Source organism: Okeania sp. SIO2F5, from assembly GCF_010692685.1.
Classification (GTDB): Bacteria; Cyanobacteriota; Cyanobacteriia; order Cyanobacteriales; family Microcoleaceae; genus Okeania; species Okeania hirsuta.
Genome location: NZ_JAAHGU010000123.1, coordinates 1 through 22,104, shown reverse-complemented (window position 1 = coordinate 22,104; position 22,104 = coordinate 1). Strand labels below are relative to the sequence as shown.

The 22,104-nt window shown below is 36.1% G+C and carries 20 protein-coding genes and 2 pseudogenes; 4 read left to right on the top strand and 18 right to left on the bottom strand.

The window, feature by feature from the left end:
- From F6K27_RS26040 to F6K27_RS25965, 16 genes and pseudogenes are all read right to left on the bottom strand, one after another.
- A partial coding sequence (locus F6K27_RS26040) for a helix-turn-helix domain-containing protein (RefSeq protein ID WP_287279049.1) occupies nt 1–157 on the bottom strand: 157 nt, incomplete at its 3' end.
- Between the two features lie 92 nt (nt 158–249).
- Nucleotides 250–1,005 (bottom strand): hypothetical protein, encoded by a 756-nt coding sequence (locus tag F6K27_RS26035; RefSeq protein ID WP_287279048.1) that lies wholly within the window; start codon nt 1,003–1,005, stop codon nt 250–252.
- A 150-nt stretch (nt 1,006–1,155) separates the two neighbouring features.
- Nucleotides 1,156–2,649: a glycosyltransferase family 39 protein gene (locus F6K27_RS26030; protein WP_287279047.1), complete on the bottom strand. Its 1,494-nt coding sequence runs from the start codon at nt 2,647–2,649 to the stop codon at nt 1,156–1,158.
- Between the two features lie 172 nt (nt 2,650–2,821).
- On the bottom strand, nt 2,822–4,246 hold the full coding sequence (locus F6K27_RS26025; RefSeq protein WP_287279046.1) for an FG-GAP-like repeat-containing protein: 1,425 nt from the start codon (nt 4,244–4,246) through the stop codon (nt 2,822–2,824).
- Between the two features lie 3 nt (nt 4,247–4,249).
- The gene (locus F6K27_RS26020) at nt 4,250–5,668 is read right to left on the bottom strand and encodes a flippase (RefSeq protein WP_287279045.1); all 1,419 of its coding nucleotides are present in this window, start codon (nt 5,666–5,668) and stop codon (nt 4,250–4,252) included.
- Nucleotides 5,669–5,747: 79 nt separating this feature from the next.
- Nucleotides 5,748–5,978: a sulfotransferase gene (locus F6K27_RS26015; protein WP_287284647.1), complete on the bottom strand. Its 231-nt coding sequence runs from the start codon at nt 5,976–5,978 to the stop codon at nt 5,748–5,750.
- Nucleotides 5,979–6,161: 183 nt separating this feature from the next.
- On the bottom strand, nt 6,162–7,328 hold the full coding sequence (locus F6K27_RS26010; RefSeq protein ID WP_287279043.1) for a glycosyltransferase family 4 protein: 1,167 nt from the start codon (nt 7,326–7,328) through the stop codon (nt 6,162–6,164).
- A gap of 50 nt (nt 7,329–7,378) precedes the next feature.
- Nucleotides 7,379–8,146 (bottom strand): DapH/DapD/GlmU-related protein, encoded by a 768-nt coding sequence (locus tag F6K27_RS26005; protein WP_287279042.1) that lies wholly within the window; start codon nt 8,144–8,146, stop codon nt 7,379–7,381.
- A 30-nt stretch (nt 8,147–8,176) separates the two neighbouring features.
- Nucleotides 8,177–9,208, bottom strand: coding sequence for an NAD(P)-dependent oxidoreductase (locus tag F6K27_RS26000; RefSeq protein WP_287279041.1), 1,032 nt, complete (start codon nt 9,206–9,208; stop codon nt 8,177–8,179).
- 30 nt (nt 9,209–9,238) lie between these two features.
- The gene (locus F6K27_RS25995) at nt 9,239–9,964 is read right to left on the bottom strand and encodes a class I SAM-dependent methyltransferase (protein ID WP_287279040.1); all 726 of its coding nucleotides are present in this window, start codon (nt 9,962–9,964) and stop codon (nt 9,239–9,241) included.
- A gap of 45 nt (nt 9,965–10,009) precedes the next feature.
- Nucleotides 10,010–10,837: a hypothetical protein gene (locus tag F6K27_RS25990; protein ID WP_287279039.1), complete on the bottom strand. Its 828-nt coding sequence runs from the start codon at nt 10,835–10,837 to the stop codon at nt 10,010–10,012.
- A 4-nt stretch (nt 10,838–10,841) separates the two neighbouring features.
- Nucleotides 10,842–11,384 carry a metal-dependent hydrolase gene (locus F6K27_RS25985; protein WP_287279038.1) on the bottom strand — a complete coding sequence of 181 codons (543 nt, stop codon included), beginning with the start codon at nt 11,382–11,384 and terminating at the stop codon, nt 10,842–10,844.
- 348 nt (nt 11,385–11,732) lie between these two features.
- Entirely contained in the window at nt 11,733–13,403 is a 1,671-nt protein-coding gene (locus F6K27_RS25980; protein ID WP_287279037.1) for a glycerol-3-phosphate dehydrogenase/oxidase, read from the bottom strand.
- 45 nt (nt 13,404–13,448) lie between these two features.
- Complete coding sequence (locus tag F6K27_RS25975; protein ID WP_287279036.1) at nt 13,449–14,786, bottom strand: glycosyltransferase family 4 protein; 1,338 nt, start codon at nt 14,784–14,786, stop codon at nt 13,449–13,451.
- 377 nt (nt 14,787–15,163) lie between these two features.
- Nucleotides 15,164–15,368, bottom strand: a pseudogene (locus tag F6K27_RS34430) (HD domain-containing protein); the annotation flags it as partial.
- 385 nt (nt 15,369–15,753) lie between these two features.
- Nucleotides 15,754–15,942 (bottom strand): hypothetical protein, encoded by a 189-nt coding sequence (locus tag F6K27_RS25965; protein ID WP_124147204.1) that lies wholly within the window; start codon nt 15,940–15,942, stop codon nt 15,754–15,756.
- 915 nt (nt 15,943–16,857) lie between these two features.
- Here F6K27_RS25965 and F6K27_RS25960 point away from each other — a divergent pair.
- The 4 genes and pseudogenes from F6K27_RS25960 to thyX all read left to right on the top strand — a co-directional run bounded on the left by F6K27_RS25960 (nt 16,858) and on the right by thyX (nt 20,870).
- Nucleotides 16,858–17,253, top strand: a complete 396-nt coding sequence (locus F6K27_RS25960) for a reverse transcriptase N-terminal domain-containing protein (protein WP_287243144.1) — start codon at nt 16,858–16,860, stop codon at nt 17,251–17,253.
- Between the two features lie 173 nt (nt 17,254–17,426).
- Nucleotides 17,427–17,567 (top strand): HNH endonuclease signature motif containing protein, encoded by a 141-nt coding sequence (locus F6K27_RS34045; RefSeq protein ID WP_353734884.1) that lies wholly within the window; start codon nt 17,427–17,429, stop codon nt 17,565–17,567.
- A gap of 791 nt (nt 17,568–18,358) precedes the next feature.
- Nucleotides 18,359–20,189 (top strand): annotated as a pseudogene (gene ltrA / locus F6K27_RS34040) (group II intron reverse transcriptase/maturase).
- A 162-nt stretch (nt 20,190–20,351) separates the two neighbouring features.
- The gene (gene thyX, locus F6K27_RS25945) at nt 20,352–20,870 is read left to right on the top strand and encodes an FAD-dependent thymidylate synthase (protein ID WP_275670449.1); all 519 of its coding nucleotides are present in this window, start codon (nt 20,352–20,354) and stop codon (nt 20,868–20,870) included.
- Between the two features lie 153 nt (nt 20,871–21,023).
- Here the strand turns inward: thyX and F6K27_RS25940 are convergent, their stop codons facing one another.
- Both F6K27_RS25940 and F6K27_RS25935 read right to left on the bottom strand, forming a co-directional pair.
- Complete coding sequence (locus F6K27_RS25940) at nt 21,024–21,155, bottom strand: hypothetical protein (protein ID WP_287279033.1); 132 nt, start codon at nt 21,153–21,155, stop codon at nt 21,024–21,026.
- The gene (locus F6K27_RS25935) at nt 21,145–21,534 is read right to left on the bottom strand and encodes a hypothetical protein (protein WP_287279032.1); all 390 of its coding nucleotides are present in this window, start codon (nt 21,532–21,534) and stop codon (nt 21,145–21,147) included. Before F6K27_RS25935 ends, F6K27_RS25940 begins: the two co-directional genes overlap by 11 nt.
- Between the last annotated feature and the right edge of the window lie 570 nt (nt 21,535–22,104).

Sequence of the window (22,104 nt, the reverse complement as noted above, 5' to 3'; positions counted from 1 at the left end):
AAGGGCAAGCGTTAACTGGACAACGATTTTCTGACCACCACGAAAACCGCTCTCCTAACCTATAGTTGTACTGCCGACGCAACAATTCCAACCACAATTGAATAGTGGCTATTTGTTCTTTGTTGGGTAATAGCTTGTACTGGTAGGCGGTTCGCATATTTACTTTGATTTGGTGTATGCTTTTATTATATAGTAATGAGCGCTGGTATATTTACAAAATTATTAATTATTAATTGTCGAACATATTCATCAATTTTTTGTAGGTGCTAAACAAGTATACATATTATTCTTTGATCCAACTACTGGTTTAACTTGAACAATATATTTATTAATCACCTTTTCTACTTCAATTTTTACATAATTAGACATTAAAGATAACCATCCATCAATATCAATATGCATCCACTTTTTACTAGCCTTATTGTCAACAGCAAACTCAAGCAAACGACTCATATTTGCTGAACCTGCTGTTTCACTAACTTCTTTTATCATAGAGTAAGTCAAGCTGTAAAAAGGTTCGGAATCTTGTTGAAAATATGTTTCCCACCCACTCCAATCTAAGTCCTTACGAGTTAACACTTTCTCAGCAAAAACAGTAGCCAGACCCTCTACATAACAATCAAGTAATTGCGCATTTAATAAGTGAAAAATTTCATGACTTAACTGTCCGTGAAAAGCATATTCAGAGGGTTTACGACTTAAATAGATAGTAAACTCACCTTGATTTGCATTATCAAGTGAAGCTAAAGGACTTGTATGTAAGCGTAAATTTACTTTTTTTACTGCTATTCTTGGCTCGCCGTAGAGTTGTTGACTATAATTAAATACTGATTGAACAAAATAAGAAATACTAACATTATTTAAACTATCATCTAAGGCATTAACTTCAGGTGATGAAATAAATTGAGCGGAAACTTTCTGCCGTTTTAAATTAGGAATGTAGAGAAAAATCAGCAATGAAATAAATATAGTGAATAATAGCTTAGGTCTGATAAACTTTAGCATAATTTGTATCAAAATCAACACGGATTAAATTTTTTATTTCGCTAATTAATATTGATATTGATGAAATCAAAAAATCTATGACTATTTCCCAAAAACAAGCGTTCAATAGAGAAATAGCCCATAAAAAAACTCAACTCGATATCGCTTATTCTATATCTCAGAAGTACGGGGTGTTAACAAGAAAAGCTCTAATGTGCCATTAACCTTAATTTTGTAAACTTCTTCAGCTTTAAACTTCTTTTCAATGCCAGACAGTAGCGTTGGTGATGGATTAGCATATGCTAACCAGATGCGCGATCTAGTTTTTGGTAAACTTTCCAGCCAACTTTCTACAGCTTGGGGATTATCTTCAGGTTCGTCTATTCTTACCTCAATAGTTGCAGAACCCCTATAGTAATGATTCAATGCTCTGGGACGTGACTGATTAGCTTTCCAAACAATTACGTCCCCAGACTGCTCGTTGGTTTGAATAAGTTGGACAAAACCCCGCCAATCTTCTCGATCCTTTACTGTATAGTAACGCTTCAAACCCCCACCAATAGCAACAAAATATATCAGAGCGATCGCCACTACCGGGATTCGCCACCGACGCCAAACTCCCATAAACCCTGCTGCCAAAAGGATAAAAAGATAGGGGGCAGTAAACAGAAGGTAACGATCTACCCAGAGAGAACGGGAAATTTGAGAAACTAAAAATATTGGAATTAAAGGTAAAAATCCCCAGGCAGCTGCCCAACCAAGTTTATGTGAATTTCGTTTCTCAAAAAAGGCTAAACCTATTAAACTAGCTACCATTACGGAGTAGAGATTATAAAACCAGAAAATTACCGTTGAATTAGGTCTGCCAAATGACCAAGCAGTAAAACGTCCAGGTTGTAGTAGTACATTAATTATAGTGGGGACAGATTTTAAATTAGATTTTACATTTTCTACACTTGGGTCTACTGTTCCTCTGAATCCACCCATAAATCGAGCCGAACGAATAGCTAAATCAATTATAAGGGGAGACCATAATACAATAATAACAATCAATCCAGTAATAAAACTCAATAATACACGCTTTTGCTTACGAAACTTCCAACCAAATAAAACTATGTCTGGTAGTAATAAGAGTAAATTTAGTGGTGTAGAACGAATAGCTAAGTATCGAGCGACCGCCCAAAAAGCGATAGAAAACTTATTGGGAGATTCTAAAGCAAAAGTTAAAGCCAGAGTACCAACTAATCCAAAAAAAGTGCTCACCCCATACATCCGCACCTCTTGAGCATGATGAATAAACAAAGGAGACACAGCCATAAGTAGAGCAGAAATTAAACCTACAGGTTTACTTGCCAAACGACAACCAAGTTGATAAATTAAGAAAACGCTACCTATAGTACAAATAACGCATAACCCGCGCAGCCAACTATCGCTATAGCCAAATACCATCCAACCTTTGAGGAGAATGAGATGAGTACGGCCTCTCCACAAGAGATCTAAAATATCTCTTTTTGCTCGATCTACACTGATGAGTTCATCTATCCAAAGACTTTCTGTACCTAGTTGATAGAGATATAATCCAGTAGCTAATAATAGAATTAAAGTAATTGGAAGCCATTTTTGCAGCAAATCTACTTTAGTAAAATATCGTTTTATTTCTTTCATTAGTAGTAATCAAAAAAAAATTTTTCTGGTTGGGTAATTCATATACAGCGGTTTCCGCGCGTTATGAGGTACACCCATCGCAGGCAATATACCCGCACTGCAATATTTTCACCATTCACCTTGTACGTCATTTGTCTGAAATCTGCTGTATCGTATTCAAAGATGTCAAAACCTATGGGCTATAATAATTCCAGGTCATTTTACTACGGCGGTAATGATTTTGAGACCATAATCTAGGGCGATTCGGATTTGGATTTGGTTCGGGGTTACTGTAAATGTGCAACTGATTTCCGTTGAGAACAATCAATTCCTCTCGCCAGTCTCCAGACACATCCGCTACATAAAGACGATCAGCCTTTTCTTTAAACCTGTAGACAAATTCCCCAGTCAAAGGATCGAAAATTGCTACATCTCCTGATTCATGGCGCTCTTTGGCAGCAGCTAACTGTTTCTCTTCTCCTGTCCAATCTATGGTAAATATGACTTCTACACCTCTGACTGTCCAACCTCTAGGCGCAACATTGTCCATTTCATAGTTGGCAATGAGCTGACCCTGAGCATCAAATATAAAAGGTTTCTGATGTTCTGGATAACGACTGCGAGACCATATTTCTAGCCCTGGTCGATTGGGTTCAAAGTTACCAATAGTAGCATTTTGAGGTTCTTCATTTTTGTAGTGAGTTTCCCAGATTAAGCGATCGCTGTTAAATAGAAAAACTCGATTACCACCACTTCGACTACGACCACTCTCTTCCAAAGCTACTACCTCTAATCCAGGAATGTCTGGCCGGACATCAGCAACAAATATGGCATCAACATGACCTTTCAAGGAAATTTGAATTAGTATCTCTCCATCTGGTGAAATCAGGGTACCACCCAAAACTTCATCTTTCCCATCTGCATTCAAGTCTGCTACTCGAGCCCCATTATGGGCACTGGCTACAAAATCATCTCTCGTCCATAGAGGTTGGGGGTCTTCTTTTTTCAGCAATTCATCTATTGCATAAGCAGCTAAAAAGACTCCCGTGCGATATCCTTTTGAGTTAGTGGTTTGCAGTAATAAATCCCTATCGCCTTGCCCACGAAAATTAGTAATTACTAGATGCTCCCACCTTTCTGTTCCTGCTGGTGATTTCAGAGGGATAGTTTTCTTGGTTTTTCCACTTTCACCCTCAACAATATGAAGAGTGTTATCTTTAGTTAAAAATAATACTTCTGTTTTACTATCTCCATCTATATCACCTGCTTGTACTCCAGGTCCTTGCAATCCAGGTAGTCCATCCTTCTCTGATTTTCTGGTAACTTGAATATCGATTTGTTTTGCCCAAAGTTTTTGTCCATTTCCTTGATAAACTACAAGATGACCAGGTTTAGTGACGATTAAATCTTTCTGACCATCATCATTCACATCTGATGTAATTAGTCCACCTATTCCTTCATCTTCAGCAGGTAAATCTAATTCTATGATCTTAGGTTTAATCGAAGAATAGGGCAAACTTGATAATTGACTGCATCCACTACTCAGAAACAATAGAAAAAATAAGAATATATCAACTCTAATTTTCAAGAAATTTCTTTTGACCAAGTAAGTATTCATAATTTATTTTTTAGTATTTATGCTATCTATACTATACCTGAAAAATTGCTTGGGAACCATCAAAAAAACAATAGCTACTATACTTATAGTCATTATTCCTATGGCTATACCAGGGTTTAATCCATACAAAATTAGAGATGGCACCCCCGCAAGTAATAAGCTAATTGTTGCAATTAAACACAAATATCGACCTATTTTATATCCCATGTAAGCCATTAAACCCAAACCAGAAATCGCTAAGACAACTTCACTTAATAAAGTAGCGATCGCTGCACCCACTGCTTGTAGATGAGGAATCAAAATTGCATTAGCAGCAATATTTACGATTACCGTTACTAGCAATAATTTTAGTAAAGATTTTTCCCTTCTTGTAGTCTGTAAAAAAGTTTCTACCAAAGTGCCAAACATTTTAATGCTTAGACTGGGAAGTAGGATTGCTAGAGAATTAATAGCAGGATAGAAAGCTTCCCCATAAATGATATCAATGATGATAGTCTGACAAAATCCAGCAACAACAATTGTTGGTAAAACTATAGTTAGTAGAAGCTTGGTTGATTTATAAGTTTCTATTGGCAGATTATCAGGGTTTGTAGTAAAGCATTTGGTAAATCTGGTGAAACCGACATAAAAGATTACACGAGGTAAGGCAGAAAATATTTCTATTGTTCGGTAACTAACACTGTAAAATCCTGTTTGTTCTGGAGTAGTTAACCCCTTAAGCATTACTAAGTCGATTTGATAGTATAAAATCCAGAGAACTCCAGATATGGCAAAAGGGTAAGCCATCTTCAGGGTTTCCCAGAGATTGCTAAAATTAATGGGAGACCAAATAGATATTTTTTTGCTCAGGTAATAAAGTAGTACTAGGATGTCGAGGGTACGGAATACTACTACAGTTGCTAACACCAATACCAAGTTCTCAGACCAAAATAATACCCCACTTGCAAATAATACTACGAAAAATCGCTCTATAGCAACAGAAATGCTCTCACCACGAAAGTCTCCTAAACCTCGTAATACAGCCCGCAGAGTTTGTTTAGCACTACGACAGACTTCAGAAAAGACAGCTAAGTAGCAAACTATTAGACCATTTCCCTCAAAACCTAGTAATTGTGCAATAGGCACCAGAACTAAAAGAATGGGTAAAGAATTCAATCCTTCGAGTAAAAGAAATCTGATAGTAGATTTAGGAGCTTCTAATGGATTTGCAGCTACTTCACGAGTCATTAGGGTAGGAAATCCAAATTGAATAAATAGGGAAAGAATTGCTGCTAGAGCAACTGCTCCTGCAAAAACCCCATACTCTTGAGGTCCTAGAACTCTGGCTAGGATTATATAAAAAATGAAGGTGAGAGCTAGAGTTGCTTCACCTAGAAAGGCGTATATATAGGAGAAGTCGATTCGAGAGAGTAGAGCTTTCATAATTTAATGGGATACCCACAAGAAGAGTTAGAAGAAGACAAGAAAACTTTTTGAGAGTAACATCAGTTTAAATAATTCATTAATCCTGTAGAATATCCTTGACAAAAAGGTAAAGATTAGAGTCTTTTTGCAGGTCTCCATAATAGTTGAATATATCTGAAAAACGTTCAAAGATATGACTTTCTGGAGGAATAATAATATTGGGATGCGCATCTATAATAATTTGAAGCAAAGTTGTACCTGAGCGTGGACAACCTACGATCAAGAATGGTGTTTCTAGAGTTCGCGAAATTATCTTTTCTGTCATCATCTTAGAATTGTTTTTGTCAGGAATGCCCCATAATTGTTTCTGAGTTATCTCTAAATTCCCGTAGTATTTTAACCAAGGATAGATACCAAATTCCCTACTTTTACACAATAGGATAACACAGAGATCATAATTGATTAAATATTAATACTGGGATTACATAAAAATTGGGTTAAAAATGAAACATTATAATAAATCCGCATAAATTGTACCTAGGCGCTGTACTGAATTCGATATATCATAATTTTGGCAAACTTCCCAAGCTTTGTCTCCCATCATTTGGGCTAACTCCATATCTTTTAGTAACTCAATGATTTTTTCAGCTAACATCTCACTATTTTTGAAAGGTACGATAAATCCTGTCTCCCAATCACTAATCACATCTGGAATTCCTGGAGCAGGAGTTCCCACTACTGGCTTTTTCAAATTCATTGCTTCTAAGAGAGTTAAAGGAAATCCTTCCCAAAGTGAAGGCATAGCTATAACATCTGATAAAGTTAGTAAAGCAGGGACATCTTTACGAAACCCAGTAAAAATTACTTGTTTACTAATTCCTTCTTGTTCAGCATAAGACTGAAGCATTGACATATCTGGTCCATCACCAACTATTAAAAAGCGAGTTTTCGGGAAGTCTCTTAAGATAGAAGATGCAGCTTTGAGAAGATAAATTTGACCTTTTTGTGTATCTAAGCGACCCACTGTGGTAATAACTTGTTCATCTGGTAAAATGCCAAGCTCTTGACGAACTACTTTTATTTGGTCTGGTTTAGGTGCTTGAAACTCAGCTAGTGGCAACCCAATAATTACTGTTTCTAGCTTTTTTGGTTGAATTTTGCGCTGGGAAATCATAAATTCTCGCACAGGTTCGGAAACTGCGAGTGCCTTAGTTGTTAAAGGAGATAAAAGTGTATCAGCTATAGTTTGATATAAAGGTTGATTAGGAAAAACAGCGTGTTCATGTACTATATTAGGAATTCCTGTTAACCAACTTGCTAAACGACCAAAATTTGCTGCACCATAACCGTGCAAATGTAAAATATTAGGCTTTTCCTGTTTGATAAGTTTCAGTAAACTGGTTAAAGTCGTTGGATCAAATTTTCCTTTACTCAAAAAATAGATTGGTGTTCCCTGTTTCTCAAATATTTCACCTGATATTTCAGGAGAACGAAGACTGCAAACACAAAACTGAAATTTCTCAGGAGCGAAATGAGGTATCCACCTTTCAATTACTCTGGTTACTCCATGAATCACTGAACCAGATACACTTAATTTATCAATTATGTGCATAACCCGGATCGGTTTTGGTAAATGTTGTTGAGTCTCTTCCTTCTGTTTAGTTAGATGTAGATCCACAATATTTATTATTTAGACTATTTATTTAAGTTAATAATTGATATTTAAAATTAAGCCCCCCCGTTACGCATCCGAGTTATCTTGGCTGGTACACCAACAGCAATAGCATAATCTGGTAAATCTTTAGTTACCACCGCCCCTGCTCCCACTATACATCCTTTACCAATTTTCACCCCATCTAAAACTATTGCCCCCGCTCCCAACCAAACATCATCACTAATCATAACAGCTCCTTTTGAATAAACCCCTTGTTCCATCATCGGAATATCCAAGCAATCTGATATATATCTACCCCCACCTATATAACAGTTGCCAGCAATTAAAACATGAGAGCCAATAAAAATTCCATTACCTGAAGATATAATAGTATTACAACCAATATCTGTTTTTTTTCCAATGACAACTGCTCCAGTTTTTCCCTGAATTACGCAATTTCTGGAAACGATGACATTATCTCCTAAACTAACACCTTCTTCTCCAGCTCCACTAGCATCAAGTAAACTATAATCATCTATTGCTACCCCATGTCCCATAGTGATTTTTCCTGGATGACGTAAGACAATTCCTTTGCCAAATATTGCTCCTTTTCCTACTTTTTTAAACAGGGCGGGGTAAATTTTTTTCCTCAATACATATCCTAATCCACCAGAAATATTGCTCAGTAATAATGTTGCTAATTCATATTGAATTAAATAGCTAATATTATCATCTCCTAATACTTTAGCTTGATAAGTTTTTAATAAAGATGATTCTTTTTGATTAAGCTGTTCTGTTAAAGGAATTTTGTCAATTTTTTTTACTTCTTGAGGAACTGTCATTGTTAATCCTCTAGTTAATTTAATTGAATTTTATTTAGAAAGTGAAAGCCAGCCATTATCTAAATACCATTGAGCTTGTTCTTTTAATCCTTCTGCATCTGAATGAGCAGGCACAAACCCTAATAAATTGCTCATTTTGATTGTATTAAATGAGCGGTCTTTTGTATAAAATGCTAACCTCCTTCTATATATAGGTGGTTCAATTCCTAAAGGCCGACAAATAAATTCTAAAATGTCTCCGAGTGCAAATACAGGAGCTGCGGGGAACTGCAAAAATTTTGCCGAAACCCCATAATATTCACTGATAATATTTACCAGATTTTTAAATGTCATAGCTTCAGGACTACCACAGATAAAAACTTCTCCTACTGCTTGGGGATGAGTTGCAGCTAATATAAAAAAGTTAGTCAAATCGTCAACATGAATAAAATGTAGTAAGTTATTACCATTGCCAATGACTGGGACTCTGCCTTTAGCTACCCATTTAAAAATTTTTAATAGTCTTTTTTCTCCCGGACCATATATTCCCGCTGGTCTAACTACGGTAACTGGTAATCCTTCTTTTTCCCCAAATTTTTTAATCCAAATTTCTCCATCTAATTTAGTTTCTTGATAAATATCTCCTGGTTTCATTGGACAATTTTCATCACCAGGTGGATTTTCTACATGACCATGAATTCCTATAGTAGAAACGTGAACAAAACGTTTAAAATTTGCTTCTTTTAATGCTGCTTTTGCTAATAGTTGAGTGCTTAAAACATGAACGTTATAATAACCAACATCAGCAGATTTTGCTTCCCGAAATGGAGTCACCATGTGAAATATATAGTTAACTCCTTTCACAGCTTCATCAATTAAATTTTGGTCAAAAACATCTCCTTGAAGCCATTTTATTGGCATTCCGGCAAAGGGTTTTAAGTTTGAAGTTGGACGAGCGATCGCTACTACTTCTACCCCTTGTTTAACTAATTTATTTACCAGCACTGAACCTGTAAATCCTGTTGCCCCAGTTATTAAGGCGCGAGAGTTGGGTAGCAGTTTATATTTAAAGTCTTCCTCCATATTTTTTTCTTTTTCTAAATCAATTAAAGTTTAATTTTTAGAGAATTTGGCAATTACAGGAGAACCAAATAAACTGGTTAATCCTGTCAATCTAATTGACTGTTCTAATACTGAAGAAATACCCGGAGATTTTAAGGCGCGATGAACTACCATTGGCATAAAAAATTGTGCATAGCGTTCTGTTTGTTTTAAACCTAGAGATTTGAAATAATCTAAAATTTCTGATTCTTGATAACAGATAAATGGTCTTGTATTACCTTCCAAACCTTTCTTGAGTTTAAACAAATAGGGAGCAATGGAATTAACACTCCGCACTGTAGGATAATCTATTATCACTGCTTTTTTAGCCACTCTAGTTAGTTCTGTTAAAAAATTCTGCCATTGAGTTACATGAGCTAGAAATCTATAACTAATAACTATATCAAAAGCATCATTTGGATAGGGTAAGTCTAAAACATTCCCTACTTGAAATGAGCAAAGATTAGCATCTACAAATTTCTTAATTCTTGCCTGACAAATCTCGGCACTACCTAGGACTGTAAGTTGGTAGTTTTTGTTAATTAAAGGTTCTGTTAATTGACCATGACCACCCCCTACATCTAGTATTTTAGCATTGGGATGGGGAGCTAACATCTTTAAAGTCGCTTCTTCCTGTATTTTCAGCAACCAAGCACCGATATTTCCCGCAAAACGGGAAGCATAATCATCGGAAGATGTTTCTATATCTGCTGTTTCTGGAAAATTAGTAGTAACCATATTTCATATTCCATTCTTTACCTTGATTAAAAACTTTCTATTTTGCTAATTATGAGCACCATATCTAATCGCAAATTGGTTACGAATAAATCTAAATGGTGTTTCCAGGCAACCATAGGGTTGAACTGAAGTAGTAGGGTTTAATAAAATCTGCTTCATGCTTTTTCCTGGTTCCACTATATTAAATTTACCTTCTACTATAAACCCAAAACTTCCTGGTTTGGTATATTCAGATTTTAAGGGTAGAGGGTCTGTTCCTGGCAAAACTTTCCATCCCTTTTTTTCAGCTAGTTGAAAATAAGATGGTCTTGACCAAAAATTAGGACGACCACTATTGTCACCGAGATGTACCATAGAAAGGGTATCTGAATTTAATAACTTTTGTAAAATATTACCTCTCTTCCCTACCCATTTTCCTACTCCCCAAGGTAATACTGGTATACTATCTTTTGATACTATATTTTTAATGGTAGTTTCTACAGGTAAACCATCTACAAATTCATTATCTGAAATTAAGGCTAAAACTTCTAATTTTTCTGCGGTTACAATTTGCCGACCAGCAATGATGAAAATTTTTTGATTCTCGTTATTAGTGGCAGAAATTGATATTGATTCTTGAGTTGGAGTTAATTTCCAGTTATTAATTTGCTGATGATTTTGAGCATATTCTAATATTTTACTAAATTCAAAATCACCAAGCATTTCTGTTAAAAATATCAAAAAAACTGAGTTTTCAGTATCGGTTTTCGTTCTTGATATTTTCTGAAAATTTGCTAGAGATGCATTCAATAGTTGGTCAAGTTCAAAACATTTATGAATATGAACATGAGCATCTGCAATAATTTTTTGATTTATTTTGACTTGACTATTCATTGATTTATTCAATAAATTTGCTAGAGCGAAAATTTTTCCACAGCCATAATATACCGACAATTAATATTGAGTAAGACAATTCCCAAGTAATAAATATAAAATGGCTGGCATCAAATAATCCTCTGGAGTAATGAACTGATCGAAAAAGAGGTATTGCTGACTTAAAATATGTATCTGTTAAAGGCCATAAAAATTGTAAACCAGAACCACTTGTGGCAGAAAAAAAATCTAAAAGCAAATGAGAACTATAGATAACCAAAGTCAAGAAAAATAGTTGTTTAAAGCAAGATTTCCGACAATAACTAATTAGCCAACTAACTATGAAACTAAAACCAATGGCAAAAACAAAACTGTGAGTAATACCCCTATGAAATCTTTCGCCTGTGATTAACTGAGGTAGAAAATCAAAGTCAGCAAAAATAGCGACAAAAACAGGATAAAAAGTTTCCCAGCTCCACCAACGAGAGGGATAATATTTCAATTTTTCCTGGGGTAGAAACTTAGCTAGTACATATCCAGAAACTGAGTGAGCTATTGGAGATGGCATAGTTAAAAATTGTTGATATAAAGGAAAAGTATTAAAATAATTTTGGCGCTGGTATCAGGACAGTTATACTAATTAACTTAAAAAATCTCCCCGATAATTTCACAACTAAGGGGATCAAATAATCAGCTCAATTTTTGATGGCTTAAAGTTTGTTTTTTTTCAGATAATTTTACTTTCAATTTTCTGACAAAAAAAGGTCTCAAGCCTCCCCTTTGAAGGGTATGAAAAAAACAAATCCATTAACAGGAAAGGAAAGGAAAAAACATAGTTACCACTTAGGAGGCTAACTGATAAATGATAACTGAAATGACTTGGATAAAACCAAATTAGAGATTTCCTGGAGTTTATCTAGACGGAAATTTTGACTGGGGTAAATCCAAAAATATTGTGGATTTCCTCTACTTCTTGTTGTAATTTTGTCGGGATCCAACCTAACTCTTTGCTCATAACTTCAGCACAGAATAGAATAGTTTCATCCCCTGGATATCCAGCACTACCTAATTCTGTCCGGCGCAATATTACATCACTTAATTTATGAGCCATTTCTTGATGGATAGCATGGAAAATTTCAGCTTTAATAACTTGCAGTTCACTCTCAGGATTATCCAAATAATTCAGAACTTCTGGATAAGCAGAGCCATAGTTATAAACTAGGCGACGAATAGTTGATTCTGTTAAACCTTTTGCTTGGTTTTCTACAATAGCATTCTGTAAAAAAGCGTTAAAATTTTCTATTTCTCCACCATATATAGGTGTAACTGATGAAACTGACTTAGGAGATTTTTTCCCTAATGATTTGAATAGATAATTAACTACTTTTTCAGCTACGTCTCTGGCAGTGGTATATTTCACTCCTACTATTGAAATTAAACCTAATAATCCAGTTTCGGAATGATCTAAAATTTGATAATGTTTGGCTAAGACGGGTTCGCCAGTTTTAGGATTAACATTAGTTGTTGGTAGCATCCCCCCATGTACAAATGAAATTTCTTCTCGCTTTAACTTTGCTCCTGGATATGCTTGGTTAATAGCAGCAATAAATTCATTTATGTCTTCTTCTGTAATTTGAAAATCATCGGGGTCTTGAGCATAAACTGCATATTCTGTACCAATCATAGACCGCCCACGCCAAGGAGAAATAAATAGAAAGCGACTACCTTTGTTAACGATACCATCTGAGTCAGCAGAACTATTTTTACTGGTAATACCTACTGCATATTTTTCAAATAGAGGACGAGTGGTAACTAAATTCATCGCTTTAGCCAAACCAAAAGGCGATCGCTCTTGTTGGTTGACCATACCTAGAATTTTATTTACCCAAGCTCCAGAGGTATTGATAAATGTTTGACCACGGATATCTAATTTATTTCCAGTTAGTCGGTCTATTGCCGTTACGCCAGTAATGCGATTATCATTTTGAATAAACCCATTAACTTCAACATAGTTTGCTAAAGTTGCGCCTTTTTGGTCAGCAGAGCGTAAAAATGATATGTTCAGTCTTTCTGAATTATAGACTTGAGCATCATAGAATATAGCTCCTCCAGTTAAACCTTGAGTTGAAATACCAGGAAGTAACTCCAAACATTTCTTTTGAGAAATGACACGACCGTTAGGAATATGTTTTTGTTGGTCTAGGAGTCTATTGCGATCGCAACTTACCAAGTCATTAACTGCTAATGCTATAGACAAAGCTTCTTTTCCCTTCAACCCATGTCCATAAGTAGGGATCAAAACTGGCAGTGGATGAATAAGATGGGGTGCTATTCTCATTAAAGTGGTGCGTTCGTGAATTGACTCCCGCATCCGCTTAAAATCGGCATTTTGTAGATATCGCAGTCCTCCGTGAATAGTTTTTAAGCTATTAGCAGAAGTTGCCGCACCAAAATCATTTTTTTCTACAAGGGCTACAGAGAGGCCACACAGACTTGCTTCCCTAGCTAGAGTAGCTCCATATATTCCCCCACCTATTACCAGTACATCGTAAACTTGATTAGTTAGTTCCGTTAAATTTCTTTCCATAACATCTGAAATCTAAGGATGTAGATGAAGATAACTTTACTAACCTTAAGATACTTGATAATCTCCTGATTGCACAAGCTTTTTTTCAGAATCTCCATTCTGATTTTTGTCAGAGTTAATTGTTTCTTTTACTTGATTGTAGAGACTACCTAACTTTTCACAAAAAGCAGCATAACTATGTTTTTTCTGAACCATGATTTTACCTGCTTCCCCTAATTTCAATCTTAATTCAGGGTCTTTAATTAGAGAAATTATTCCTTTGGAAAAAGCTTGAGGATTAGAGTGAGATAACATTGCTGTTTTGTCATCTAATACCTGAGTATGAGTTGGTAAATTAGTTGCTAAGACAGCTTTACCACTATCAAGATAAGAATATATTTTCATTGGTGTATTCTTACCTTTTATCCGAGGAGATACTAAAACGTCAGCTTGAGCAAGATAATTTCCTAATTCACTAGCAGGTTTCTTTCCTAGAAAATATACTTTTTCTTGAATTCCTAACTTTTTAGCTTTATTTTGATATTTTTTAATATCTTCTTGCTCTCCTCCTACTATCACTAAATCAACTTCTTTTGTTTGTTTTAGTGCTAAAGCAAAACTATCTAGCAGTAAGTCCATACCTTGGTATTGTTCCAAATTACCCACATACATTAGCATTGTATTGCTAATTTTTAGCTCTTTTTTGAGGTTATGCTTAGTTGCAACTTTTTTTTCATTTAACAAAGAAATATCTGGTAATAGTACAACCTTTTTGGGTTGATATTGATTGATATTATTAGCCAAAGCTTGACATACTGGAACTACAACTTCTGCATTTTTGACTGCGTGTTTCTCAAACCACTTTAAGACATAAATAAAAGGTGAAATAAACGGATATTTTTCGATCATTTGCTGAGATAAAGAAGAATCCATATCATAGATGTAAGGAATATTCAACAAAAATTTCAGTAGTAATGCGATAAATACTGATTCTTCTACAGCATGAATTAAACTATAACGTTTCTTGGAAAGTAGTCTAGCTACTTCTAGGAACATTAATAGGTCATAAATAATTTTCTTCCAAGAAAATCCAGGACGTACATTCTTGACAAATGGGATGTCGATTGTACGGTATATATTAGTATTTTTATAGTCAACATCTTTTCCTTGTGGATAGGTTACTACATCAATTTTATCGTTTTGTTGTGATAAAAATTTTAAAACTAAATTATCAGCAATAGGTGAACCTCGGTCTTGATAAAAAGGATGAGGAATTAAAAATAAAATATCTAAAGGAGAATTATCGTTTTTGGTTTGATCATTGATTATTTCCAGATTTTCATTGTTTTTTGCACCAAATAACTGTATTCCGTGATTTTTAGTTAAAGTAAATGATTCAACCATAATTAAAACCTTTTTAGCACCTCATAAATTTTTGCAATTATATTTGATCACGCAATTTTATTTGCAGATCAATCAAAAAGCTAGATATACTTGAATTCACAAAAGTATAGGTTGTGAATTCAACAGTTAATTGCTTATAGTAAGCATGAATTTCAAAGTTTTTTCTATTACTTAGTATCCTAACAATCAGCATCAGCAATTTCAAGTAGTTTCGAGGAACTTTACCAAAACTTTAAAAATTATGGCCTTTAGGCCCGATGATCTTCATCAGAATTTCATAATTCTCTTGTAAACTCAAGATTACATAATTAAATTCACTACTTATATTAAATATGTATATTGAAAACTTATTCATATAGAACATTACATTCCTCTCTAGGAGGTTTCGGAGTTGTATCCGTATCGGTACAACCATCTACTATTTCTGTTACTCTCTCCAAACTGTAGTCTAATTTCTGTCCAAATCAGGTTGCCAACCTTGATCTTCTATTGCATCCTGAAGTAGTGCTGCTATGGCCTCATCCTCATTCCATATTCAAGGGCAATACTAACTACCCCTAAAAGCTGAGAAATGTGACCCACATATTGAAACACAAAATGTAGTACAATAAATAGACAAGCATCGTCATCAGAATTATCAGTCTACTTATTCTTGTATAGATAAAAAAGCGAGGGTTAAAGTATTGTTCCTGAACAATAAGTTGCTATAATCACCAGAAAACACAGGAGCAACAATACTCGCGTAGATCGCGTCAATCAATTTTGAGTATTAGGTAGTGTGGTCGCACACCACTCAAATCAGTCTTGAAGAAGGAGACAGGAGACAGGAGACAGGAGACAGGAGACAGGAGGAAAATTACATGGGGATTCGCTCCCCCAAGTAATGCGTGAACACCCCCGTTGACGGTGGGGTATTAAACCCACAAAGAAAATGATAATATTTTTGACAAGTAGAGGGTAAAATTTCTCAAATAAAGCTTCGTTCTGATGTAAGATTTATTACTTGTTTTCGACCATTTATTGTGAATAAGTGAATTCCTTGCAAATATTGAAATACCCATCTTAATGTTGGATGTTCTGTAAGTTTTCCTATTTGGGTAGCGTGTAACTCAGTGGCGTAGATTAAAGCTTCTGTAAAACGGTGGGAAAGTATCATTTGTTTAAGTTAAAAGTCAAAAATAAGAAAAATCTATCACTTTTTAGATAGTCAATCTGAGGATGCTTTAATAATAATTGTTCTTGGATATCAATCAACTATAAAACTATAAGATTGATTGAATATAGAAAAATTTTATGGATAAATTTCGGGTAGAAGTGATTGCTAAAACTCCAAATCCTCAACAGGTAATTTATGCAGCTCTGCATCAAGACGTGCGGTTCGTTTGAGGTGTAATGGCCTCAGCACCTGTCTTTATATTGAAAGACAGGTCAATAGGGAAGGGATAAAACCCGATACCGAGACAACTCACTTCCCGTAAGGGTGAGTCAAATCACGACCAGAATCACATGGTCAATAAACATCAGATCATGACAAAATTTAACAAAAGTTAATATAACTACGTTAAATAAATATCAAGATTTGACAAGTCCCTTCTCGAAAGTACCTCGATGACAGCATATACCCCAATGTTAAGCAGGTAGCGACTACTGACATTGAAGCGGGTATAAAAGCGAACAAATACCGTAACCTAAATGGAAAATTTTCGCAAGCATTCAGTCATGGGTAACGAAAGTGAACTTCTATATTTGTCGTGAGCAGCAAAGTTGCGAAACTAGGTTGATACGCAGCGGTCAAAATCACCAAAGGTTAAGGGATAAATATGAGTCTTGATATTTATCGGTACTCCAAAATGACCTCGGCAAAAAGGAAGACCCTAAAACTGATACCAACGGGAAATGGGAACGAATTAAATCTAAGGATAGGCTCTTAAAGTGGTCGAATCTTTGAGTAGTAGCTAGCGTAAGCCACCTTAGATGGGATTGAATCCGAAGCTAATGCCAATTTGTAATGAGTTGGATATGCCCACAGATTCACGATTTAGGAATTATACGTTCTTAAGTAGGAGTAAATATGTCCAGAACAGAGATAAAATCAACGTTGGAATGGAAAGACATCGACTGGAAAGCAGCCGAACAAAACGTCTTCAAGCTCCAAAAACGAATCTATAATGCTTCTAAAAGTGGAAATGTGAGGTTAGCCCACAAACTACAAAAACTTCTTGTCAAATCTTGGTCAGCAAGACTCATCGTAGCAAGAAGAGTCACACAGGAGAATAAAGGGAAGAACACAGCAGGGGTAGATGGGAGAAAATCCCTTCCTCCCTCAGAAACACTAAAGTTAGCTCAAAAGCTAAAGTTAAGTCATAAAAGCACGCCAACCAAAAGAGTTTGGATACCCAAACCTGGAAGGAAGGAACAAAGACCCTTAGGAATCCCAAACATATTACCGCGAGACACAAGCGAGTAAAACGTATGTGAAAGTCAAGGGAGATGCTTCCCCTGACAACGGAGATGATAATTATTGGTCAAAGAGATTAGGGGATAAATGTAAAACCTCAGACTCTTAAAAAGCCAGAATCATTAAAAGACAAGAAGGAAAATGTACCGAATGCGGACTAACTTTCGCGCACTGGAGATATATTGGAAAAACACCACATTGAGCACAAAGCTAGAGGTGGAAACAATACCGATAAAAATCTAGAAGTACTACATTTACACTGTCATGACAAAAGACATGATCCTGGGAAGTCGTTGCAAGCAAAGGCAGCAGTCCTAAATTGAGGAGCCGAATGAGGTGAAAGTCTCACGTTCGGTTCTGAAGCCGAGTATATAAGGTAACTTATATGCTTAGGGTAACTATAGTGAAGGATTTGTATTTGACGAACAAGATAATTGGCCTACGGAAACAAAATGTGGTGAAATAATTGTCAAGAGACTTTTGGCAGGAGACCGTGGGCATTATGGATGTATAGAGCGTGCGACTCGTTGGTCAATAAGCTAGTAAAACTAGATATAAATGGCCATCCTTAGTCAATACATGAGGACAACCTCGACTAATGGATAACTCTTATGTCCTTGATGGTGAAATTCCATCCGCCTTGTTGTTGGGTTGACAGCATAGGCCACAGGGTAGCGACTGAACATCAATCCCTGAAGCTGGCCTAAATGGGATCAAAGCTTTAACTATCAAACAAGTGAGATTTCTAGCAGAGGCTGACAAGTGGACGAACAGGAAGGTAATCAAACTCTCGAAACATCCATCCATCCCTAAGATAGCTATGGGATGTAGGACAACAAGTCAGAGGGTTAATGGATAATAGTATGTTCTAGCTATTATCAACAACCATGCCAAACCCTCCGGGAGATTTTGCCCCACTAAATCAGCCGTAAAAAGGAATAAGGGAACGAGGAAACCTCTCTAAGACACCTAAGCATATAGGTCGAAATCTTAGGAAGCCATTCAAGGTCAATCTGCGCATTTTGGACGTAGGTCTTAGGGAGAGTAGGATTGGGTAAAAAGCAGTAATGCAGACGTACCCACTGTTAGACGTAATGTAAGGCAATGAATAGTAATGAATAAAGCTCAGACACTAAAAAGAAAGTTAGGGAATCCTAAGCCCTTTCTTGAGTGCGTCTTACATTCTGAGGAGACCTCAGAATTACGCACTCGCTTTTTAAGCGTAGCATGGGATACAGAGGATATGCTTTCACAAGTTTCAATCAATCCTAACCTTAAATGGAAGGATATTAATTGGAAGAAGGTAGAAAAATCTGTATACAAATTACAAAAATTGATTTACAGAGCATCTAGTCGTGGCGAATTCCGCAAGATGCACAGATACCAAAAACTTCTTTTAAAAAGCTACCACGCAAGGTTGCTAGCTGTTAGGCGCGTGACACAGGATAACCAAGGAAAGAGAGCTGCTGGAGTAGATGGGATTAAAAACTTACCTCCAATGCAGAGATTTAACTTGGCCGAATTATTAAACACACGCTACCCCAAAGCAAGTCCAACCCTTAGAGTCTGGATACCAAAACCAGGAAAAGATGAAAAACGCCCATTAGGCATCCCGACGATGTACGACAGAGCGTTACAAGCCTTGGTGAAGTTAGGTATGGAACCAGAGTGGGAAGCACGCTTTGAACCTAATAGCTATGGTTTTAGGCCAGGTCGGTCAACACATGATGCTATTGCAGCCATCTATGCCAGCATCAACAAAAAGCCCAAATATGTCCTTGATGCTGACATATCCAAGTGTTTTGACCGAATTGACCATGATGCACTGCTAGGAAAAATTGGCCAAACACCCTACAGACGACTAATCAAACAATGGTTAAAATCCGGAGTGTTTGACAACAATAAATTCCTAGACACTGTGGAAGGAACCCCACAGGGAGGGGTAATTAGTCCCCAAAAGCGCAAACATCGCCTTACACGGTATGGAAGAAAGACTCATGACATTTGCAAAAAACCTTGATATGAAAGGTAACAACGGTAGGCAAATAAGCCAGCGAGACAAAATGAAGAGTCTGATCCTAATACGCTATGCGGATGACTTCGTCATCTTACATGAGAACATCGAAGTAGTCTGGCAAGCAAAAATCGTGATACAGGAATGGTTAAACCAAAAAGGATTAAAGCTAAAACCAGAAAAGACTAAAATTGTCCACACCCTAAAAGAGTATGAAAGGAATCAACCCGGATTTGACTTTTTAGGATTCACAATCAGGCAATGGAAAGTAAAGTCAATCAAGCAAGGATTTAAAACACTGATTAAGCCATCCTCTAAGAGTATAAGAACTCACTATCGGAAATTAGCAGATATATGTGACTCTCATAAAAATCCACCAGTAGAGTCACTTATAGGTAAACTAAACCCGGTAATCAGAGGATGGACGAACTACTATTCAACCGTAGTCAGCAAAGAGACATTTAGTAAACTTGATAATCTCTTATGGAAAAGACTATGGAGGTGGGCAAGTAGAAGACATCCAAATAAGTCAGCCACCTGGGTCAAACAGAAGTATTTTCACCAAAAAGGAACCAGAAATTGGGTTTTTACTAATGGTAAGATTATACTAAACCAACACTCAGACGTACCTATTGAACGGCACATCAAGGTGAGAGGTCATAAATCTCCCTACGATGGTGATTGGATTTATTGGAGTAGCAGAATCGACAAACATCCCGGCGTAAGAAAAGAAGTTACAACGCTACTTAAGCGACAAAAAGGTAAATGCGCATTTTGTGGATTACACTTTAGACCAATGGATTTAATCGAAGTTGACCACATCGTTCCCAGGTCTGAAGGCGGTGATAACACCTATAAAAACAAACAACTGTTGCACCGACATTGCCACGACGTTAAAACTGCCGAGGATTTAAAAGCAGTGAACCATTAGGACTCATTAGATCTTAAGTGGAATTTTAAGGATGTACCCATGACAAGGGACGTTTAAGAGAGGAGCCGTGATGAGGTGAAAGTCTCACGTCCGGTTCTGAAGACGAACAGGCTTTATAAAGGAGTAATCCGGAAATAAGCTTGTTTAGTTTAACATCCTCAAATTACTTTTAATTGTGGTTTTTTTCCTCATAGTGTTATGCAGCAAGCAAGAACTCATCGTGTGGGAGTTACTTTCGATGTACAAAGTTATCGATTTTGTTCGGGAAAAGTTATTGCAGTTGCAGAGGGAAAAACGGATATAGAAACTGCTTTTTATTTACGTCCAGTAGGGGAATATTCTGACCGTCAAGGTAAAAAATATTATTATTCTGCTGAACAACGAGAACAAGATTTACATTGGTGTTTGGAGGCAGCTAAGAAATACAAACTTGATATGGAATTTGGAATGTCTGAAGAACACGCAAGAGGAAAAATTCCTTTTGATTATCGTCAGCATTTTGTTGTTAGTTTTAATTGTCGTAGTTTGCTACATTTTTTGGATTTACGTTGGAAAAAGAATGCTCAATTAGAAATTCAAAAACTTTGTGAGTTAATGTGGCCTCATGTTCAATATTGGGTGCCGAATATAGCAGAATGGTATGAAAAAAATAGACTTGGTAAAGGTAAGTTAGCACCATAGAAAGTCAAAAGTCAAAAGTAAGAATTCAATAGAAATTCAAATGAAGAGGAGAGCGATCGCCTCTGGTTAAGAAGCGATCGCTCAATTAATAGGCTGTTCTATAATTGTATGTTCTTTTGGAGAATAAGATTGAATAGCATGAGCCGATATTCCTCAGCCAAAACCACATTCTAATATGTTACCCCCATTTCGAGTTACTAACGCAGCAAAAGCGTTCATATAAGGCGTTTCCCAACGTTCCATTACTGGATGCCTTTCAATTGCTAATTTTTCATCACTCAGCAATGCTTTTACCGGAATGGAAATACTCTAAAAATACTTTTTTATAAGCATCCATTTCAAAATAACGAGAACGAGAAGAGGAGGGAGCTTCGATAATTTGATTACCTATGGCAAGAAACAGATCGCGAGGACAATAATTAAAATGTCCGCAAGTAGAGCAATTAGGGGTAGAAAAAGAGATTGAATGGTTGGTAATTTCTGGACGACGAACTTTCACGTTTAATTCTTGCAACGTGGCAACCAAAATAGCAAGGTCTTCTTGAGTTTCTTCTAGGACGCGATCGCTAAATTGCCCAGTTGGGATATCTTCGTCAGCTAATTCAGGAAAATCTACCCCGCGCACACTGGGGTCAATTTGAGGAAGTCTTGCATTTTCTAACACTCCGACAATAATTTCTTCTAATGGAGACCATTCATCATAAACGGAAACTTTGCAGTTATTTGCGGCTTTGTTGCATACAATTGATCGACATCTTTGTTGTGAGAGTAATTTTGGACTTTATAAACTGTTTTTGACATATTTTTAAATTAAATTTGGTTGGATTTGTCGTTGAGTCTTGGATAGTGATAGTTGAAAGCGATCGCTCTCTCAACCACAAAATCCAAGTATGGGTATCAAGATTTATCATAAATCAATGTCCCAATTGTCACCTTGATTTGTCGCAACCTATTTAGGATTTTTATAGTAATAATCTATCATTTTGTCAAAAAATTATAACTTTTTAACGCATAGGAATTAATTAATTAATTATCAGGAAAAAATTATGTTTCATTATAATACATTTGACTATTTTTTATTTAAGAATTATACAAAATATCTTATACTGGGACTTACACAACTTAACTGGCCAAATTAGACTATAATGCTTGTAAATCAATAATTTTACGTCGAAGCGATCGCAAGGAATGAAAGAAACAACCCCTACTGCAATGCCCCCTTGCTTTGAAAGGT

Bases quoted from the DNA above. Each gene is read 5' to 3' on its own strand.
- F6K27_RS26000 (WP_287279041.1), bottom strand. From the start codon at position 9,208: ATGGAGGAAGACTTTAAATATAAACTGCTACCCAACTCTCGCGCCTTA.
- F6K27_RS26005 (WP_287279042.1), bottom strand. From the start codon at position 8,146: ATGACAGTTCCTCAAGAAGTAAAAAAAATTGACAAAATTCCTTTAACA.
- F6K27_RS25995 (WP_287279040.1), bottom strand. From the start codon at position 9,964: ATGGTTACTACTAATTTTCCAGAAACAGCAGATATAGAAACATCTTCC.
- F6K27_RS25985 (WP_287279038.1), bottom strand. From the start codon at position 11,384: ATGCCATCTCCAATAGCTCACTCAGTTTCTGGATATGTACTAGCTAAG.
- F6K27_RS26035 (WP_287279048.1), bottom strand. From the start codon at position 1,005: ATGCTAAAGTTTATCAGACCTAAGCTATTATTCACTATATTTATTTCA.
- F6K27_RS26015 (WP_287284647.1), bottom strand. From the start codon at position 5,978: ATGATGACAGAAAAGATAATTTCGCGAACTCTAGAAACACCATTCTTG.
- F6K27_RS25965 (WP_124147204.1), bottom strand. From the start codon at position 15,942: ATGATACTTTCCCACCGTTTTACAGAAGCTTTAATCTACGCCACTGAG.
- F6K27_RS25980 (WP_287279037.1), bottom strand. From the start codon at position 13,403: ATGGAAAGAAATTTAACGGAACTAACTAATCAAGTTTACGATGTACTG.
- F6K27_RS25975 (WP_287279036.1), bottom strand. From the start codon at position 14,786: ATGGTTGAATCATTTACTTTAACTAAAAATCACGGAATACAGTTATTT.
- F6K27_RS26025 (WP_287279046.1), bottom strand. From the start codon at position 4,246: ATGAATACTTACTTGGTCAAAAGAAATTTCTTGAAAATTAGAGTTGAT.
- F6K27_RS26030 (WP_287279047.1), bottom strand. From the start codon at position 2,649: ATGAAAGAAATAAAACGATATTTTACTAAAGTAGATTTGCTGCAAAAA.
- F6K27_RS26020 (WP_287279045.1), bottom strand. From the start codon at position 5,668: ATGAAAGCTCTACTCTCTCGAATCGACTTCTCCTATATATACGCCTTT.
- F6K27_RS25960 (WP_287243144.1), top strand. From the start codon at position 16,858: ATGTCCAGAACAGAGATAAAATCAACGTTGGAATGGAAAGACATCGAC.
- F6K27_RS25990 (WP_287279039.1), bottom strand. From the start codon at position 10,837: ATGAATAGTCAAGTCAAAATAAATCAAAAAATTATTGCAGATGCTCAT.